Source organism: Nocardioides sp. J54 (assembly GCF_000519005.1).
Classification (GTDB): domain Bacteria; phylum Actinomycetota; class Actinomycetes; order Propionibacteriales; family Nocardioidaceae; genus Nocardioides.
In genome coordinates this window covers 42,015-59,924 of the sequence record NZ_JAER01000020.1, presented here as the reverse complement: position 1 = coordinate 59,924, position 17,910 = coordinate 42,015, and the positions used below count along the sequence as shown (strand labels likewise).

General features: G+C 73.2%; 19 protein-coding genes. 5 read left to right on the top strand and 14 right to left on the bottom strand.

Annotation, left to right across the window (positions count from 1 at the left end; translation table 11 throughout):
- Nucleotides 1-15: 15 nt before the first annotated feature.
- The gene (locus tag NOCJ54_RS0113725; RefSeq protein ID WP_232221784.1) at nt 16-1,785 is read right to left on the bottom strand and encodes a DAK2 domain-containing protein; all 1,770 of its coding nucleotides are present in this window, start codon (nt 1,783-1,785) and stop codon (nt 16-18) included.
- 145 nt (nt 1,786-1,930) lie between these two features.
- On the opposite strand from NOCJ54_RS0113725, the gene rpmB reads away from it, so the two are divergent.
- Complete coding sequence (gene rpmB, locus NOCJ54_RS0113720; RefSeq protein ID WP_028655946.1) at nt 1,931-2,116, top strand: 50S ribosomal protein L28; 186 nt, start codon at nt 1,931-1,933, stop codon at nt 2,114-2,116.
- A gap of 64 nt (nt 2,117-2,180) precedes the next feature.
- On the opposite strand, the gene NOCJ54_RS0113715 is transcribed toward rpmB, so the two are convergent.
- Nucleotides 2,181-2,810 (bottom strand): methyltransferase, encoded by a 630-nt coding sequence (locus tag NOCJ54_RS0113715; protein WP_028655945.1) that lies wholly within the window; start codon nt 2,808-2,810, stop codon nt 2,181-2,183.
- A gap of 35 nt (nt 2,811-2,845) precedes the next feature.
- Nucleotides 2,846-3,826: a thiamine-phosphate kinase gene (locus NOCJ54_RS0113710; RefSeq protein WP_028655944.1), complete on the bottom strand. Its 981-nt coding sequence runs from the start codon at nt 3,824-3,826 to the stop codon at nt 2,846-2,848.
- 159 nt (nt 3,827-3,985) lie between these two features.
- Here NOCJ54_RS0113710 and NOCJ54_RS0113705 point away from each other — a divergent pair, with 159 nt between their 5' ends.
- Nucleotides 3,986-4,222, top strand: coding sequence for an Lrp/AsnC family transcriptional regulator (locus NOCJ54_RS0113705; protein ID WP_028655943.1), 237 nt, complete (start codon nt 3,986-3,988; stop codon nt 4,220-4,222).
- A 2-nt stretch (nt 4,223-4,224) separates the two neighbouring features.
- Nucleotides 4,225-4,707 carry a DUF3515 family protein gene (locus tag NOCJ54_RS25815; protein ID WP_051485842.1) on the top strand — a complete coding sequence of 161 codons (483 nt, stop codon included), beginning with the start codon at nt 4,225-4,227 and terminating at the stop codon, nt 4,705-4,707.
- A 27-nt stretch (nt 4,708-4,734) separates the two neighbouring features.
- Here the strand turns inward: NOCJ54_RS25815 and NOCJ54_RS0113695 are convergent, their stop codons facing one another.
- Nucleotides 4,735-5,859 (bottom strand): D-alanine--D-alanine ligase family protein, encoded by a 1,125-nt coding sequence (locus NOCJ54_RS0113695; RefSeq protein ID WP_028655942.1) that lies wholly within the window; start codon nt 5,857-5,859, stop codon nt 4,735-4,737.
- Between the two features lie 24 nt (nt 5,860-5,883).
- Here NOCJ54_RS0113695 and NOCJ54_RS0113690 point away from each other — a divergent pair, with 24 nt between their 5' ends.
- Entirely contained in the window at nt 5,884-6,963 is a 1,080-nt protein-coding gene (locus NOCJ54_RS0113690) for a trans-sulfuration enzyme family protein (protein ID WP_028655941.1), read from the top strand.
- A gap of 3 nt (nt 6,964-6,966) precedes the next feature.
- On the opposite strand, the gene NOCJ54_RS0113685 is transcribed toward NOCJ54_RS0113690, so the two are convergent.
- The 7 genes from NOCJ54_RS0113685 to NOCJ54_RS25810 all read right to left on the bottom strand — a co-directional run bounded on the left by NOCJ54_RS0113685 (nt 6,967) and on the right by NOCJ54_RS25810 (nt 13,671).
- Nucleotides 6,967-7,641 (bottom strand): response regulator, encoded by a 675-nt coding sequence (locus NOCJ54_RS0113685; protein WP_028655940.1) that lies wholly within the window; start codon nt 7,639-7,641, stop codon nt 6,967-6,969.
- Nucleotides 7,638-8,831, bottom strand: a complete 1,194-nt coding sequence (locus NOCJ54_RS0113680) for a sensor histidine kinase (protein ID WP_028655939.1) — start codon at nt 8,829-8,831, stop codon at nt 7,638-7,640. The genes NOCJ54_RS0113685 and NOCJ54_RS0113680 overlap by 4 nt, the downstream gene beginning before the upstream one ends.
- Before the next feature lie 53 nt (nt 8,832-8,884).
- Nucleotides 8,885-9,841 (bottom strand): D-alanine--D-alanine ligase family protein, encoded by a 957-nt coding sequence (locus NOCJ54_RS0113675; protein ID WP_028655938.1) that lies wholly within the window; start codon nt 9,839-9,841, stop codon nt 8,885-8,887.
- A complete protein-coding gene (gene alr / locus NOCJ54_RS0113670) occupies nt 9,838-10,983 on the bottom strand; it encodes an alanine racemase (protein ID WP_028655937.1) in 1,146 nt (381 codons plus the stop codon). Before alr ends, NOCJ54_RS0113675 begins: the two co-directional genes overlap by 4 nt.
- A complete protein-coding gene (locus tag NOCJ54_RS0113665; protein ID WP_028655936.1) occupies nt 10,980-11,603 on the bottom strand; it encodes a M15 family metallopeptidase in 624 nt (207 codons plus the stop codon). The genes alr and NOCJ54_RS0113665 overlap by 4 nt, the downstream gene beginning before the upstream one ends.
- A 311-nt stretch (nt 11,604-11,914) precedes the next feature.
- Nucleotides 11,915-12,919, bottom strand: coding sequence for an NAD(P)H-dependent glycerol-3-phosphate dehydrogenase (locus NOCJ54_RS0113660; protein WP_051485841.1), 1,005 nt, complete (start codon nt 12,917-12,919; stop codon nt 11,915-11,917).
- A 2-nt stretch (nt 12,920-12,921) separates the two neighbouring features.
- Nucleotides 12,922-13,671, bottom strand: coding sequence for a lysophospholipid acyltransferase family protein (locus tag NOCJ54_RS25810; RefSeq protein ID WP_232221783.1), 750 nt, complete (start codon nt 13,669-13,671; stop codon nt 12,922-12,924).
- 87 nt (nt 13,672-13,758) lie between these two features.
- Here NOCJ54_RS25810 and cofC point away from each other — a divergent pair, with 87 nt between their 5' ends.
- The gene (cofC, locus tag NOCJ54_RS0113650; protein ID WP_028655934.1) at nt 13,759-14,382 is read left to right on the top strand and encodes a 2-phospho-L-lactate guanylyltransferase; all 624 of its coding nucleotides are present in this window, start codon (nt 13,759-13,761) and stop codon (nt 14,380-14,382) included.
- An 82-nt stretch (nt 14,383-14,464) separates the two neighbouring features.
- Here cofC and NOCJ54_RS0113645 read toward each other — a convergent pair whose 3' ends face one another.
- From NOCJ54_RS0113645 to leuD, 3 genes are all read right to left on the bottom strand, one after another.
- Complete coding sequence (locus NOCJ54_RS0113645) at nt 14,465-15,097, bottom strand: HU family DNA-binding protein (RefSeq protein WP_028655933.1); 633 nt, start codon at nt 15,095-15,097, stop codon at nt 14,465-14,467.
- Between the two features lie 177 nt (nt 15,098-15,274).
- On the bottom strand, nt 15,275-17,230 hold the full coding sequence (locus tag NOCJ54_RS0113640; RefSeq protein ID WP_028655932.1) for an LTA synthase family protein: 1,956 nt from the start codon (nt 17,228-17,230) through the stop codon (nt 15,275-15,277).
- A 64-nt stretch (nt 17,231-17,294) separates the two neighbouring features.
- Nucleotides 17,295-17,900 (bottom strand): 3-isopropylmalate dehydratase small subunit, encoded by a 606-nt coding sequence (leuD, locus tag NOCJ54_RS0113635; RefSeq protein ID WP_028655931.1) that lies wholly within the window; start codon nt 17,898-17,900, stop codon nt 17,295-17,297.
- Nucleotides 17,901-17,910: the final 10 nt, after the last annotated feature.

The window sequence follows — 17,910 nt, the reverse complement described above, 5'->3', positions numbered from 1 at the left end:
CTCCTGCGGTTCGGGTCATTCGACGGACAGCAGCAGCGGGTAGCGCTGCTGGCCTCCGTCGTACACCACGACGTCGACATGGGGGTGGTGCTCCTCGACCCACGCCGCGGCCTGGTCGGCCAGCCCGGCACCGTCGACGCCAGCCACGATCGTGACCAGCTCGCCGCCCGCGGCCAGCAGGCGGTCGAGGACGATGAGGGCGACCGCGCCGAGGTCGTCGCCGACCACCGCGAAGTCGCCTGCGATGACACCCAGCGCGTCGCCGGGCTCGCACGGGCCGGCCATGGTCATCGCCTGCTTCGCGGCGACCGTGACGGCGCCGTGGCGCACGTGGCGGGCCGTCGCGGTCATCTCCGTGACGTCCTGGTCGAAGCCGCGGCCGGGCTCGTGGACGGCCAGCGCGGCCAGGCCCTGCACCTGGGCGTGGGTCGGGATCACCGAGACCCGCATCCCGCGGGCGCCGTGGTCGGCCTCGGCCGTGCTGGCGGCGGCGTGGGCGGCGCGGACGGTCGGCTCGTCGTTCGGGAGCACGACGACCTCGCGCGCCCCGCAACCGGTGATCGCCTCGAGCAGCTCGCCCGTGGACGGGCGGCGCCCCGGACCACCCTGGACGACGACCGCGCCGGCCTCCTCGAAGAGCGACGCGAGGCCGGGGCCGGCGGCGACGGCGACCACCCGGCGCCCGGCGAGCGACGCCGGTGCGGGCGCGTCGTCGTCGCGCCCGTGCCCGTGGCCGTGGCCGTGGCCGTGCTCCTGGCCCGCGCGGGCGACCTGCTCGGCGAAGTGGGTGACCCGGATCCGGTGCGGCCGGCCGTGGTCGAGCCCGGCCTCGATCGCCGCGCCGACGTCGTCGGTGTGCACGTGGACGTTCCACAGGCCCTCGCCGCCGACGACGACGACCGAGTCGCCGAGCTGGCCGAGGCGGGTGCGCAGCAGGGCCGCGGTGTCGCCGGTGTCCCCCGTGCCTTTCGTGCCTCCCGTGCCCGTCGTGTCGAGGAGGTACATGACCTCGTACGCCGGGCCGTCCTCGCAGAGGTCGCCGCCGGCCGTCGCAACCTGCGGGACCGGGATCACGTGGCTGCCGAGCGGAGCGGTGACCGGGATCGGCCGGCGTCCGGTCAGGACGTTCTCCGCCGCGTCCAGGATCACCGAGAGCCCGCGACCGCCGGCGTCGATGACGCCGGCCTGGGCGAGCACCTCGAGCTGCTCGGGGGTGTGGCCCAGCGCCTCGCGCGCGGCCGCGGCCGCGGTGGTGAAGACGTCGGCGGTGCGCGCACCGGGCCGGGCAGCACACTCGAGCGCGGCGTCCGCCGCGGCCCGGAGCACGGTCAGCATCGTGCCCTCGACCGGCTCCCCCACCGCGGCGTAGCTGGCGTCGGCGGCCATCCGCAGCGCGTCGGCGACCACGGCGGCGTACGCCTCCTCGGCGTCGGCGGTGGCGATCCGGCGGGCGGAAGCACCGATCATCTCGCTGAGGATCACCCCGGAGTTGCCGCGGGCTCCGAGGAGCGCGCCCCGGCCCAGCGCGTGCAGCACGTCGGCCCGGTCGGCGTCGGGCGCGGCCTGCGCCTCCCGCACGGCATCCCGGGCGGCGACGAGGGTGAGGTACATGTTCGTGCCGGTGTCCCCGTCGGGCACCGGGAAGATGTTGAGCGCGTCGATCTCCTCGCGGGCCTCGGCCAGCGCGTCGACGGCGATGTCGACGAAGCGGACGACGGTCTCCAGGGTGACGCCCTGGTCCTGCTGCCCCCCGCCGGGCACCCCGGTCGTCGTCACTCCCTCCACCGGGGTCACGATAGTGGTCGGGCCTCGGCCTCCGTCGATTTCGGTCGCCGGACCTTCCTCGGCTATCCTCATCCGGTTGCCTGAAGCGCCGTCCGCGCGCGGGCCGACCGACTTAAGCAAGCTGATGCGATCTCAGGAGTTACCCATGGCCGCCGTGTGCGACATCTGCGACAAGAAGCCGATCTTCGGCAACAACCGGCCGTGGTCGCGCAAGATCACCAAGCGCCGCTTCGACCCCAACATCCAGCGGGTGCGCGCCGTCGTCAACGGCACCCCGAAGCGGCTCAACGTGTGCACCGGCTGCATCAAGGCCGGCAAGGTCTCGCGCTGACCTCAGTCTTCTGCTGACCCGTCGCCCCTCAGGGGCGACGGGTCAGTGCTTTTTCCAGCGTTCCTCAGCGCTGCAGCAGCAGGACCAGCCCGCGCCCCGGCTCGGCCCGGGCGTCGGTCGCGCGCAGGGTCGCGGGCAGCTGGTCGCGCACCGTGCGGGCCTGCTCCAGGGAGCCCAGCTGCAGCAGCGCCGCCCCCTCGGGGTGCAGGTGCCGGTCGATGGTCCGCACGCACTCGCGCGCCAGCCCCAGCCCGTCGGGGCCGCCGTCGATCGCCAGGATCGGGTCGGCCGGGAAGCAGACCAGCTGCTCGCTGCGCACCCACGGCGGGTCCGCCATGATCAGCGGGTAGACCTCGTGGGCCGGCAGCGTGCTGATCGCGGTGTTGCGCACCTCGACCTGGTCGGCCAGGCCGGCCGCGCGGGCGTTGAGCGTGGCGTAGCCGCAGGCGATGGGGTCGACGTCGACGCACACCAGTCGGCGGTCGGTGTCGTGCACCGTGAGCAGCCCGATGTGCCCGGCGCCGCTGCACAGCTCGAGCACGGGACCGTCGGGGACGTCCTCGAGGAGCTCGCGCGCCCAGTACGACTGCAACGTCGTCCAGGTGCGCGGCTCGAGGACGCGCTCGTCGTAGGTGATGGTCAGCGGGCCGAAGGACAGCGTCCGGGGGGCGAGCGCGAGCTGGGCGTGGTCCATGACCGCTTGTTACCCGTGCGGCGGCGGGGCAGCCCTCAGAAGTGCGACCACCCGGTCGGGCCGTCGTACGACGCCCCGTCGACCGTGACCCGTGGGTCGCCCTCGACCGGGGCCGGTCCGACCGATCCGATGCGGGTCCAGCCGTCGGGCAGCGCAGTGCCGGCCGGGAAGGTGGCGAGCAGGGCGTGGTCGTCCCCGCCGCCGAGGATGAACGTCATCGGGTCGGCGCCGAGCGCCTGCCCGACCGCGAGGAGCGGCTCGGGGACCTCGAAGGAGGCGGTGGTGACGTCGATGGAGACGCCGGAGTCCTCGGCGAGGTGCAGTGCCTCCGCGAGCAGGCCGTCGGAGATGTCGATCATCGACGTCGCGCCCGCCTCCGCCGCGACCTGGCCGGCGTCGTAGGGCGGCTCGGGGCGTCGGTAGGCCTCGACCAGCACCCGGGGCGAGCGGAAGCCCCGCCCGAGGACGGCGAGCCCGCCGGCCGCCCAGCCCTGGCGGCCGCAGATCGCGAGCACGTCGCCGGGGGCCGCACCGGACCGGAGGACGGGCGAGACGGTGCACGCCCCGATCGCGGTGACCGAGACGACGACCTGGTCCGCGCGGCTGACGTCGCCGCCGACGAGTCCGGCGCCGACCTTGGCGCACTCCTCGGCGAAGCCGCGGGTGAAGTCGAGGGCCCAGCCGGCCGGGAGGTCCGCCGGTCCGGCGAGGGCGACCGTCATCCACTGCGCGCGCCCGCCCATCGCGTTGATGTCCGAGAGGTTCTGCGCAGCGGCGCGGGCGCCCACGTCGGCGGCGTCGGCCCAGTCGCGCCGGAAGTGGCGGCCCTCGACCATCACGTCGGTGGAGACGACGACGTGGCCCTTGCGCACCCGCATGACCGCGGCGTCGTCGCCGGGGCCGACCAGCACGTCCTCACCCGGCGCCGTCGCGGCGACGAGCTCGCCGATCCGTCCGATGAGGCCGAACTCGCCGAGCTCGGCGAGGGTCGCGTCGCGGTCGGTGCCCGAAGTCATGTCCCCATCCCACCAGACGGGTGCGGCCGGTCTGCACCGCACTCGCTGGTTGCCCTCGCTGTTTGCTCGCTGGTTGCCCTCGCTGGTTGTCGGTGTCGCGCCGGATCGCGGTAGGTTGAGGCGTTCCCACCCGACCATCCAACGAAGGGGGCGTGACCCATGGTGGTTCAGGCCTACATCCTCATCCAGACCGACGTCGGCAAGGCTGCGGAGGTCGCGCGCGAGGTCGGCAACATCAAGGGCGTCACCCTGGCCGAGGACGTCACCGGCCCCTACGACGTGATCGTCCGCGCCGAGGCCCGCAACGTCGACGAGCTCGGCAAGCTGGTCGTCTCGAAGGTGCAGAACCTCGAGGGCATCACCCGCACCCTGACCTGCCCGGTCGTCCACATCTGACCGTGCCACGCCCTGCGGCGGCGCTCCTGTCGCTGCTGGCGCTCTCCCCCGCGCTCGCCGCGTGCGGCGGTCCCGTGGAGGTCGACGTCCCGTCGATGACCGACGCCGACCGCGCCACCTGTGACGCGTTCACCGCGGACCTGCCGGACACCCTGGCCGAGCAGGAGCGGGTGGAGATCGACCCCGCGGACGCACCCGCCGCGGCGTTCGGCGACCCGGCGGTCGTCGTACGGTGCGGCGTGGCGGAGCCGGAGGACTTCGACCTCGCCTCCTCGTGCGAGCTGGCCAACGGCGTCGGCTGGTTCATCCCCGTCGAGCAGTACGACGACCAGGGGCTCGACCTCACCATCACCGCGGCCGGCTACCGGCCGCGGGTCGAGGTCGTGGTGCCGGCGGACTACCGGCCCAGCGGGGGCGCGGCCGTGATGTCCGCGCTGGCGCCGCTGGTCGAGGAGCACCTCACGCTCGTCGAGGCCTGCGACTAGCCTCTCGGCGCGAGCTCCGGCACGGCGTCAGCGAAGGCCGGTGCCCCGGTTGAGCGCCAGCGTCAGCAGGCGGTCGACGAGCTCGCCGTAGGGCACGCCCGTCGCGGCCCACATCTGCGGGAACATCGACAGCGGCGTGAACCCGGGCATGGTGTTGAGCTCGTTGACCACGAGCGAGCCGTCGGGCATGAGGAAGAAGTCGACGCGGGCCAGGCCCTCGCAGCCGGCGACGCGGAACGCCTGCGCCGCGAGGTCCTGCATCCGCAGCCGGGTGTCCTCGTCGAGGACGGCCGGCACGTCGAGCTGGGTGGCCTCCTCGGGGAGGTACTTGGCCTCGAAGTCGTAGAACTCGTGGTCGCCGGTGATCCGGATCTCTGCGGGGACGCTGACCTCGACGGACCCGTCGAGGTCCTCCAGGACGCCGCACTCGATCTCGCGGGCGCCCTCGGCGGAGACCTCGATGATCACCTTCGGGTCGTGCTGGAGCGCGCCCTCGACCGCGTCCGCGAGCTCCTCGCGGGCGTGCACCTTGGCGATGCCGATGCTGGAGCCGCCGCGGGCGGGCTTGACGAACAGCGGGTAGCCGAGCTCCTCGCAGCGCGCCTGGACCGCGACCTGCTGGTCGGCCCACTCCCGCGCGGTGGTCGTGGTGCCGGGCATGACCGGCAGGCCGGCCGCCTGCAGCGCGACCTTCATGAACGCCTTGTCCATGCACAGCGCCGAGGCGAGCACGCCGGAGCCGACGTAGCGCACGTCGCTCATCTCGAGCAGGCCCTGGATGGTGCCGTCCTCACCCCAGGGGCCGTGCAGCAGCGGGAAGACCACGTCGACCTCCCCGAGCGCCCGCGGCGGCGCGGACGCCTCGCTGACGACCAGCTCCGCGCCGGCGGTCGTGCGCGACAGCGACACGGCGGCCCGGTCACCGTCGACCGAGGGCAGCTGCCCGGGGCCGGTGATCCGGTGCCGGGAGGGGTCGTCGGCCTCCAGCACCCAGCGGCCGTCGGTGGCGATGCCGATCGGGATCACGTCGTACTTGTCACGGTCGATCGCCTGCAGCACGCTGCCCGCGGTGACGCAGGAGATGGCGTGCTCGCTGGAGCGGCCGCCGAAGACGACGGCGACGCGGACACGGCGGCCAGTGGGTGCGTTCATCGCGGATGACCCTACCTTTGGGGCATGTCCCCCTCCACGCTGCGCCCCGCCACCGTCGCCGTGACCGCCGGTCGTCCGCCGCACGAGCCCGACCAGCCGCTCAACGTGCCGATCACGATGACGTCGACCTACGTCGCGACGGGCGAGCTGGAGTACGCGCGCTTCGGGAACCCGACGTGGAGCGCGTTCGAGGAGGCGCTCGGCGCCCTCGAGGGCGGTCGTGCGCTGGCCTTCGCCTCCGGCATGGCAGCCGTCACCACGTTGCTGGACCTGGTCGGGCAGGGCAGCAGCGTGATCGCGCCCCGGCACGCCTACAACGGCACCATCGCCGCCCTCGCCGACGCGGAGTCCCGCGGCCGGTTGCGCGCCAACCTGGTCGACATCACCGACACCGCAGCGGTCGTGCAGGCGATGCAGGACGACGAGGACTGCGCCTTCCTGTGGCTGGAGTCGCCGACGAACCCGGCGCTCGAGGTCTGCGACGTCACGGCGCTGGCCGCGGCCGCCCACGAGCTCGGCATCCGCGTCGTGGTCGACAACACCTTCGCCACTCCCCTGCTGCAGAAGCCGCTGGCCGACGGCGCGGACATCGTCGTGCACTCGGCGACGAAGTACATCGCCGGCCACAGCGACGTGCTGATGGGCGCGATCGTGGTGGACGACGACGAGGTGCACGACGCGCTCAAGGCCCGCCGCGGCCTCGCCGGCTCGACGCCGGGCCCCTTCGAGGTGTGGCTCGCGCTACGCGGCTTGCGCACCCTGCACGTGCGCCTGGAGCGGGCGCAGGCCAACGCGGCCGAGCTGGCCCGGCGCCTGGCGGAGCACCCGGCCGTCGCCGAGGTCCGCTACCCCGGCTTCGGCGCCATCGTCGCGCCGGTGCTCGCCGGCGGCGCCGACGCCGGCGACTTCCTGGTCCGGGCGACCTCGCTGTGGGTCCACGCGACCTCGCTCGGCGGCGTCGAGTCCACCTTCGAGCGGCGCCGCCGGTGGAAGATGGAGGCGCCGACGATCCCCGACGGCCTGGTCCGGCTGTCCGTCGGCATCGAGGACGTCGAGGACCTCTGGGACGACCTCGTGCAGGCGCTGGACCGGATCGACGCCTGAGCGTCAGTCCACGAGCCCGTGCTCGTGGGCGAAGACCACGATCTGCACGCGGTCGCGCAGGTCCAGCTTGCGCAGGATCGCGCCGACGTGGGTCTTCACCGTCGACTCGCTGAGGAACACCTGGCCGGCGATCTCCTGGTTCGACAGCCCGCGGGCGACGGCGGCGAACACCTCGCGCTCCTTCTCCGTCAGGGCGAGGTACGACGACGGCGGCTGCACCGGCGCCCGGAACTGCGCGTCCAGCAGGGTCGACAGGTCGGCCGGCGCGAGCACGGCGTTGCCCGCGTGCACGGTGCGGATGGCGTCGCGCAGCATCAGCGGGGTGGTGCCCTTGAGCAGGAACCCGCTGGCGCCGTACCGGATCGCCGTGGCGGCGCGGTCGTCGAGGTTGAAGGTCGTCAGCACGACGACGCGGACCGGCCGCTCACGGCGGGCCGCGCGGTCGGGCAGGAAGATCTGCCGGGTCGCCTCGACGCCGTCCATCTCCGGCATGCGGATGTCCATCAGGACCACGTCGGGCTGGAGCTCGTCGACGAGGCGGACGGCCTCGATGCCGTCGGCGGCACCGCCGACGACCTCCATCCCCTCCTGGGCGTCGATGATGACGCGCACGCCCTCGCGGAAGAGCTCCTGGTCGTCCACCAGGAGCACCCGGATCGGCTCGCCGGGACCGGTCATCGCGCCCTCACCGGGACCCAGGCGGTGGCGGTGAAGCTCGGCGGGTCGGCGCGGCGGCGCACGTCGAGGTGGCCACCGACGGCCTCGAGCCGGCGGCGCATGCCGTCGAGCCCCTGGCCGGTGCCGTCGGCCGGCGGAGCGTCGTCGGGCACGGCGTTGCGGACCTCCATCCGCAGGTCCCCCTCCCAGTGTCGTTCGACGTGGACCGGCAGGTCGCGCCGGCCGTGCTTGATCGCGTTGGTCAGCATCTCCTGCAGCACCCGGAACGCGACGACCTCGAGCTCGGGCGGCAGCGGCTGGGCGGTGCCCACCTCGCTGACGACCACCTCGTGGCCGCCCGCGCGCACGCCGTCGACGAGGCTGTCGAGGTCCGCCTGCCGCGGCGCCGCCGCCTGCTGCCCGGCGGTGGAGGCGAGCACCTGCCGGACGTCCTCGAGCGAGGAGCGCGCGGACGTCGCGATGGTGGCCAGCGTGGCCTTGAGCCGGGCCGGGTCGCTGTCGTCGAGGTACTGCGCCGACTCGGCCTGGGCGAGGATCACCGCCAGCGAGTGGCCGACCACGTCGTGCACGTCGCGCGCGAGCTGGGCCTGGCCCTCGCGCAGGCGGGCGATCTCCTCGGCCTGGTCGCGCTCGGCCTCGGCGGCGACCTGCGAGCGCCTCGAGGCCTGCATCCGGACCGCGAAGCGCACGGCGAGGCCGATGCACCACGGCAGCACCAGGAAGGCGATGCCGAGCAGGCCGGCCGTGACCCGCCACTCGTAGGGACCGCGGTCGTAGGCGTCGGCGGCGAGCTGTTCCGCGCCGAGCACGCGCAGCGCCTCGAAGAAGGCTTCCGGAGTGAGCCACACGACCGCGACCGCCGCGCTGACCGGGATCGACACGGCGCTGAGCCACACCGTGGGGAGGCGCCCCCACCGGGCGCAGCCGAAGGCGACGACCGCGAACAGCGCCTCGACCAGCAGCGGGTCGGTGCCGGTGACCACCTGCATCCCGCCGGCGAACCACGCGACGGCCAGCGCGGCACCGGGCAGCAGGCGGGTCAGCCCGACGGCGAGGGCGACGCAGATCACCAGCACGACCGGCGCCCAGGGCGACTCGTCGAAGAGCCGGCGGCCGACCTCGACCATGCCGAGGAACAGCACGGCCAGCCCGGCGAGCAGGTCGGGCAGCCAGCGTCGTACGTCGACCAACGCCGGACCTCCTCGCGCTCTCGGTGGGGTGTGCGCCCGCAAGTCTTGCGCACTCATCTCCCGAGCGCGGCGCGGACCAGCTCGGCGAGGAGCTGCGGGTACGACATCCCGGCGGCCTCGAACATCCGCGGGGCCTGGGAGTGGGCGGTCATCCCGGGCATGGTGTTGACCTCGTTGAGCACCGGGCCGTCCTCGGTGAGGAAGAAGTCCACACGGGCGACACCGGCACAACCGAGCGCCTCGAACACCCGGACCGCCGCGTCCTCCAGCGCCTTGGCGTCACGCTCCTCGAGCGCGGCGGGGACCCGGAAGTCGGCGTGCCCGCCGTACTTGGCGTCGTAGTCGAAGAGGCCGTCGGCCACGATCTCCAGCGCGGGCGGCACGAGCAGGCTTCCGTCGGCCCGGCGCAGCACCGCCACGTCGACCTCCCGGCCGACGACGACGTCCTCGACCAGCGCCCGGTCGTCGAGCGCGAGGGCGACCTCGAGCGCGGGCCCGAGGTCCTCGGGTCGCTCGGCCAGGCTGACGCCCTGGCTGGAGCCGGCCGCGACCGGCTTGACCACGACGGGCCGGGTCCACTGCAGGTGCCCGGCCGTGGCACGGGTGACGAGGACACCCGGCGCGGTGGCGATGCCGATGGCGTCGGCGACGAGCTTGGTGGCCCACTTGTCCATCGCCAGGGCGCCGGGCCGGACGCCGGACCCGACGTAGGGCAGCCCGGCGAGCTCGCACAGCGCGGCGAGGGCGCCGTCCTCGCCGCGCGGGCCGTGCACGGCGGGGAAGACGACGTCGCAGCCGCGCAGCACCTGGGCCGCGCCGCTGAGGCCGATCGGCCGGCCGCCGCGGTCGCGCCACGTGCCGTCGCGGCCGATCGTCAGCGGCACCACCTCGAACTCGTCCGCGGGCAGCGCCGCGGCGACGGACGCAGCCGAGGCGAGGGAGACCTCGTGCTCGCAGCTCTGGCCGCCGCCGATGACGGCCACCCTCGTCCTGCTCGTCCTGGTGCTCATGCCGAGCACCCCGCCAGCTCCGGCAGGCGGCGCGCGGCGAGCACGCGGCGCGGCACCCGGGCGCCGATGCCGGTGACCAGCTCGTGCTCGATCGTGCCCGACCACGCGGCCCACTCCGCGACGGTCGGCTCCCCCGCGCCGCCGGGCCCGAACACCGTCACCGGTGCCCCGGGGCCGACGCCCGGCACGCCGTCCGCACCGAGGTCGACGACGGCCTGGTCCATCGAGATCCGCCCGACGAGCGGGCGACGCACTCCCCCGACCAGCACCTCGGCGCGGCCGGACGCGACGCGCGGCAGGCCGTCGGCGTACCCGAGGGGCACGAGGCCGAGGTACGTCGTGCGGCTGGTCCGGTGCGCGTGGCCGTAGCCGACGGGCGTTCCGGCGCGGACCCGGCGCACCTGCACCAGCGGCGCGGTGAGCGTCATCGCCGGCGCCAGCGGCGTGGTGCGGGAAGGGTCGATGCCGACGAGGCCGGCTCCCACGCGGCTCATCGTGTGGTGGCTGCGCGGGTCGGTGAGCGTCGCCGCCGTCGCCGCGAGGTGGCGCTGGCGCGGGCGCAGCCCGGTGGACCGGGCGACCTCGAGGGCCCAGGCGAAGCGGGTGCGGGCGCGGGCGTTGCACGGGTCCGCGGGGTCGTCCGCGCAGCCGAGGTGGCCCATCACGCCGGCGACCTCGATGCGGCCGTACTGCTCGCCGCGCCGTGCGGCACGGCACAGTGCCGCCCACGCGGACGGCTCCGCGCCGTCGCGGGCCATGCCGGCGTCGACGTGCAGGTGGACCCGCAGCCGCGTGGCGGTGCGGCCGGCGGCCACCGACACCGCGCTGAGGTGCTCGAGGCTCGGGACGGCGACGTCGACGCGCAGCCGCGCGGCGGTGGCGAAGTCGGCGTCGACGGGGTTGAGCCAGCTCAGCACCGGCGCCGCGATGCCGGCCTCCCGCAGGGAGACGGCCTCAGCGAGGCTGGTGACGCCCAGCCGGGTCGCACCGTTGGCGAGGGCGGTGCGGGCGACGTCGACCGCACCGTGGCCGAACCCGTCGGCCTTCACCACGGCCATCAGCTCGCCGGTGGCGCGCTCGGCCAGGAGGCGGGTGTTGCGGGCGACCGCGTCGAGGTCAACCGTCAGCTCGGACGTGCTCATGCCGCCACCGCCAGCGCGACCGGCCCGTAGACCGAGGCCGGGGCGCCGGTGACGAGCGCCCAGTAGCGGTCGCCCCAGCTCCAGTGCCACCACTCGGTCGGGTAGTTCACGAGCCCCTGCGAGCCGAGCACGCGAGCGAGCAACGTGCGGTGTGCCCGGGCGTCCTGGCCGATCCCCGCGGCGGAGAACCAGCAGCGACCGTCGCTCTGCTCGGGCGTCGCGTCGATCGGCGTGCCCAGGTCGAGCTCGTCGCCGCACACGTCGACGAGGGTCAGGTCGACGGCCGCCCCGGCCACGTGGGGGGCCACGTCCACCGGCGACACGAACCGGCTGGTGAGCCGCTCCAGCACGTCGTCCCCGGCGTCGGGGTGCAGCGCCCGCAGCTCGGCGGAGTACGACGCGATGATCACGCGCTGCTGCTCGACGGGCCGGTGCCCCTCCACCACGCGCAACCGCACGCCGCGCGGCAGCAGGCGGTCGGCGGCCACGAGGCGGTCGGCGAGGCCGCTGCGGACCAGGGCTCCGGCGGGTGAGATGTCGTGCGGCAGCCGGACCAGCGGCTCGCCGCACTCCTCGACGGGCACGGCACGGACCCGGGGGTCGGACAGGAGGATCGTCATGCCGGCAACGCTAGGAACCAGCGCCCCTGCCCGGCCTCCACCTGAGGTGCCGACCAGCTGTCCTCAGGTACCGCGCAGCGGACCGACCTGTCGACAGACCAGCCAGCTCCGGCCGGTCCGGGGCTGTCGGCCATCGCGGGAATCGTGAACGCCGGAGCGGAGGGAGCGACGAAGGAGCGACCGGAGCGCAGGGGGCACGACTTGCCGCGCGCCGACTGGCTTGCCGCCAGGCGGACGGCACCACCTACGCGAGGCAACTGCGCGCGCGGCAGCGTGGCGCGAGGGACGAGCGACGCGCTCGCGCCATCAGTTCAGGACAGCTCGGCCTTGGTGTCGCGGTTGATGAACGCCTTCATCAGCTGGGCGGTGGTGAGCCGGCCCTGCACGACCTCGTCGACGGCGTCGACGATGGGGGCGTCGACACCGGCCTGGGCGGCGAGGGCCCGCAGCGAGGAGCAGGACTTGGCACCCTCGGCGACCTGGCGGGTGGAGGCGTAGATCTCCTCGACGCTCATGCCCTGGCCGAGCTTCTCGCCGAAGGTGCGGTTGCGCGAGAGCGGCGAGGAGCACGTGGCGACGAGGTCGCCGAGGCCGGCCAGGCCCATGAGGGTGAGCGGGTTGGCACCCTGGTTCATCGCGAGCCGCGCGGTCTCGGCGAGGCCGCGGGTGATGAGCGAGGCCGTGGTGTTGTCGCCGAAGCCGAGGCCGACGGCCATGCCGACGCAGAGCGCGACGACGTTCTTGTAGGCGCCGCCGAACTCGCAGCCGAGGACGTCGACGCTCGTGTACGGGCGGAACGCGGGGGTGTGCACCCGCTGCTGCAGCGCGGTCGCGACGGACTCGTCGGCGCAGGCGACGACCGAGGCGGCCGGCTCGCGGCGGGCGATCTCGCGGGCGAGGTTGGGGCCGCTGACGACGGCGATCCGGTTGTCGGGCACGTCGCCGACCTCGGCGATCACCTGCGACATCCGCTTGAGGCTGCCGAGCTCGACGCCCTTCATCAAGGACACCAGCACGGCGTCCTTCTCGACGTACGGCAGGAAGGTCGGCAGGTTGTCGCGCAGCGACTGCGACGGCACGGCGAGCACGACGACGTCGGCGCCCGCCAGGGCGCGCTCGGGGTCGGTGGTGGAGCTGATGGTGCGCGGCAGCTCGATGCCCGGCAGGTAGTCGGTGTTCTCGTGCCCGTCGTTGATGGCGGTCGCGACGTCCTCGCGGCGCGCCCAGACGGTGACGTCGTTGCCGGCGTCGGCGAGCACGATGGAGAAAGCCGTCCCCCAGGAGCCGGCGCCGAGCACCGCGACCTTGTTGCCCATGCTCACGCCTTCTTCTGCTGCTTCTGCTTCTTGAACCGGTCGCCGCGGACGGCCATGTCGTAGCGCTCGGCAGGTGCCTGCTCTCCGCGGACGAGCTCGAGCTGGTGGGTGATCGCGTCCATGATCCGCTCCGTCGCCTCGTTGACGACGGCGGTCGTGCGCTCCTTCGCCCTGAGGTCCTCGAGCTCCACGGGCGGGCCCACGCGCATCACGATCTTCTTGCGGGGCACCGGGTGCGGGTTCTTCGTGTACGGCGCCAGCAGCTCCTGCGCGCCCCACTGGCCGACGGGGATGACCGGGCAGCCGGTCTCGAGGGCGATCCTGGCCGCGCCCGACTTGCCCTTCATCGGCCACAGGTCGGGGTCGCGGGTGATCGTCGCCTCGGGGTAGATCACGACGCACTGGCCGTTGCGGACCGCCTCGACGGCGGCGGCGTACGCACCGACGGCGTCCCGGGTCTCCCGCTTCACCGGGATCTGCCCCGCACCGCGCAGGAAGAAGCCGAGGGCCTTGTTGTCGAAGAGGCCCGACTTGGCGAGGTACCGCGGCTTGTGGCCGTGGTCGTAGACCAGGTGCGCCGCGGTGAGCGGGTCGACGTGCGAGATGTGGTTGAGCGCGATGATGAAGCCTCCCGAGACCGGGATGTGCTCACCGCCGATCCACTCGCGCTTCGTCGTGGCCTTGAGCAGGGGCTTGATGATGGGGACGGCGATGTTGAAGGCCCACCCCCGCTTCTCCTGCAGCTTTCTCACCGTCACGAGGATGCAGGCTACCCGCTGGCCACCCCGGTGACGGCGCCCCTCGGTCGCGGGACGGGAATCGGCTGGGAGGATGGGCCCGTGGTCGCACGTCCGGGTTCCTTCGCCGTGGTCCTCCCGGTGAAGTCCCCGGGGACCGGCAAGTCGCGCCTGTCCGCGCTCCCCGACGACGCCCGGCGCCGCCTGGCGGCGGCCTTCGCCGTCGACGCCGTGGCCGCGTGCCGGGCGACCCCGGAGGTCGGCCTCGTGGTCGTGGTGAGCGACGACGACGCCTTCGCCGCGTCGCTGGCCGGCGACGTGGTGGTGGCGAGCGCCGACCCGGGCGAGGGCCTGAACGGCGCCCTGCGCCACGGTGCGCGGGTCGCCCGGGAGGTCGCGCCCGGGCTGCGGCCCGCGGCCCTGCTCGCCGACGTCCCCGCCCTCTCCCCCGGCGACCTGTCGACCGCGCTCCAGCACGCGCTGGCGCAGGACGTGCCGTGCTTCGTGGTCGATGCCGATGGCACCGGCACGACGCTCTACACCGCGCCCCCGGCGCTCTTCGACCCGCGCTTCGGCGAGGGGTCGGCGCGGGCCCACCACGACGCGGGGGCCCGACCGGTGCCCGGTGACCTGGTCACCCTGCGTCGCGACGTCGACGACCTCGACGGCCTCGCCGCCGCGGTGGCGCTCGGTGTCGGCACCGCGACAGCAGCCGCCTTGCCCTGATTCCCCCGCACCTGTGGGGAAATGCCGACCGGGCCGCCCCCCGTGAGGAGGACGGCCCGGTCGATGTGCTCGAAGCCGCGGACTACTTCTTCTTCGCGGTCTTCTTGGCCGGCGCCTTCTTGGCGGGGGCCTTCTTGGCGGGGGCCTTCTTGGCCGGAGCCTTCTTCGCGGGCGCCTTCTTGGCCGGAGCCGCCTTCTTGGCGGGGGCCTTCTTGGCCGGAGCCGCCTTCTTGGCGGTCGTCGCCTTCTTGGCGGGGGCGGCCTTCTTCGTGGCCGTCGTGGTCTTCTTGGCCGCGGTCTTCTTGGCCGGAGCGGCCTTCTTCGCAGCGGCAGCAGCCTTCTTGGCCGGGGCGGCGGCCTTCTTGGCGGCGGTGGTCGCAGCCTTCTTGGCCGGAGCGGCAGCCTTCTTGGCGGGCTTCGGCAGGGCGGGGAGCTTCTTCGCGCCCGACACGACGTTCTTGAGGTCGGCGCCGGCGCTGAACTTCGGAACGGCCTTCTTCTTGGTCTTCACGCGCTCGCCGGTCTGCGGGTTGCGGACCCAACGGGCGTTGCGCACGGCCTTCTCGAAGGAACCGAAGCCCGTGATGGCGACCTTCTCGCCCTTCGCCACCTGACGGGTGATGGTGTCCAGCACCGCGTCGAGCGCGTGGGCCGCGTCCTTGCGGCTGCCGTCGAACCGGTCAGCCAGCGCATCGATCAACTGAGACTTGTTCACTACCTGTCCTTTCGAAACGCTCCGCCGTGGGGCGTTCCTTGGGCTTGCGGCCGAGCCCTCGCCCAGCCGTCCTTGCAGGGAACGCTAGGCATTACCGGACTCCCCCACAATCACCACGCCGCGCGTAATCGCCTTTTTTTCCGAGAATTGGCCCTATTCAGGCCATTTCCGGTCATTTCAGGGCGTCGAGCCGGGCCACAACGCGTCGAGCGCGAATCGTTCGCCGATGGAGAAGTCGTACTGCACGAGCCGCATGTCATCGAGCAGACGGCCCGTCCTGGCGTCGATCTGGCCCTCCTCGACGGGCTCCCCGGAGCCGTCGAGGAGGCGTCCCTGCTGGATCGCGCTGACGTGCCGGTGCACCTCGCGGAGCAGTGCGAGGTACGGCGGGACGGGGGCATCCGCGACGTCGTGCAGCAACGGCAGGAAGAAGGCGGGGCTCGTCACCGGCAGTGCCCGCGGCACGTTCTGGCCGGGCTGGTTGCTCCAGATGAAGAAGGGCGTGCGGTGCAGGGCCGTTCCCCCGTTGGCCTCCTTCACCGACGATCCGTAGATGCCGGGCAGGTGGTCGCCGTAGAACAGCACGATCGTCTTCTCCGGGCTGTCCTCGAGCTCGGCCAGGAAGTCGGCCAGTGCCTCGTCGGTGTGCTCCAACCCCCGTGCGTACTGGCCGATCCGGTCCTTCTCGCCGCCGCCGACACCACTGACCGGGACCGGGTCCTCGTAGTTCCCGTCGACGGGGATGTGGTTCTGCATCGTCACGAGGTTCACCAGCAAGGGCTTGTCGTGCCCGTCGATCTGCGCGAGCACCTCGTCGAACGCCGCGGCGTCCGAGATGTAGGGGTTGTCGTCGATCGTGCCGGTGCTGCGGATCGTCGTGTCGTGCACGAAGTCCTCGAAGCCGAAGCGCTCGTAGACCTGCTCCCGCTTGTACATCCCCACCCGGTAGGGGTGCACGGCGATCGCGTCGTGGCCGCGCGAGCGGAACCAGCCGACGGCCGACGGGTAGTCGTCCTGCTCCGGCACGAGCATCTGGTACGGCGAGAGCATCTGCGGGCGGAAGAGGCCCAGGGACTGGCCGGTCAGCACCTCGAACTCCATGTTGGCGGTGCCGCCGCCGTACATCTGCGCGAGCATGTCGCCCGACGTCGTCTCCCGCATCACCGTACGGGTGCGGGGAATCGGGTCCCGCCCGAGCTCGAACCCCTCGAGGCTCGTGGGGTCGCTGAAGGACTCGCTGAGCACGAGCACGACGTTGACGTCGTCGAGGCTGCCGGTGCGCCCGGCGTTCACGCGCTCGGCCAGCGCCGTGTAGCGATCGGCGACGTCGGCCATCGTCGCGGCGTCGTACCCGCGGGGCTGCTTCATGGCGTCGATCGGCATGTTGAAGAGGAAGCCGCCCACGAAGCCGTTGGAGCGGTAGTTGGTCTTCTGGTTCCAGTAGCGCCAGTCGTTGCCGCGCAGCTCGTAGAGCCCGCGCCAGATGTTGCCGGGCTGGTTGAACTGCGCAGCCTGCGCGAGGAGCAGGACGGTCAGGAGCCCCACGCCGAGACGGGTCCCGAGCACGACGAGGAGGTGCCGGCGTGGCAGCGCCCGCAACCGCGGGCGGGGGTGGCGTCGCTCGATGCGGGTCACCAGCCAGGCCGCACCGACGAGGACCACGACGACCAGGAGGCCCGCGCCCACGAGCGCCACCGGCGAGACCATCGAGGCGAGGAAGCCGGGCTCGCTGAGGAAGTCGCGGTCGCTGGGGTAGATCGGCTCCTCGCGGTACTGCATCTTCACGATGTTCGCGATCGCGAGCACGACGGTCGTGGTCAAGACGGCGGCGATCGCCCACGACAGCCGTCCGAGGACCGCCCAGAGGAAGCCGATGACCACCCACAGCACGAGGGTGTCGAGCCAGAACGCGCCGCTGTCGAGGAAGAGGTCCTTGAACCACCGCGGCATGAAGATGCCCAGGGTGCCGATCTCCAGCACCAGTGCCGAGAGCGCGGCCGCCTGCAGGCTGCCGAGCAGGCCGCGGCGCAGGACGGCGCCGAGCGACGGGGAGGACGGGTTGTCGACGACGACCTCGTCCGGGCTCCCGGGGTCCTCCGCCGCCCTCTCCTGGGGGGTGACGAAAGAGGGCACGAGGTGAACTCTAGATGTTCACCTCGTGCCCTCGCGTCAGGGTTTCCCCCGGTCCGTAGCGGGATCAGGCTCCCTGCGTGACCGGCTTCCAGCTCGGCCGACCAGCCTCGTACGCCGCGATGTCGTCGGCGTGGCCCAGGGTGATCCCGATGTCGTCGAGGCCCTCGAGCAGGCGCCAGCGGGTGTAGTCGTCGATCTGGAAGGTGTCCTCGATCGCGTCCGCGCCCTCGCCGGCACGCACGGTGCGGCTCTCCAGGTCGACGCTGACCTCGGCGCCCGGGTTGGCCTCGAGGTACTCCCAGAGCCGCTCGACGACCTTCTCGTCGACCTGCGCGGCGAGCAGCCCGGCCTTGCCGGAGTTGCCGCGGAAGATGTCGGCGAAGCGCGCCGAGAGGACGACCTTGAAGCCGTAGTTCTGCAGCGCCCAGACGGCGTGCTCGCGCGAGGAGCCGGTGCCGAAGTCGGGGCCGGCCACGAGGACCGAGCCGTTGGCGTACGGCTCCTTGTTGAGCACGAACTCCGGGTCGTTGCGCCAGGCCGCGAACAGCCCGTCCTCGAAGCCGGTGCGGGTCACGCGCTTGAGGTAGACGGCCGGGATGATCTGGTCGGTGTCGACGTTGCTGCGTCGCAGCGGGACGCCGACGCCGGTGTGGGTGGTGAACTTCTCCATCGGGATCCCT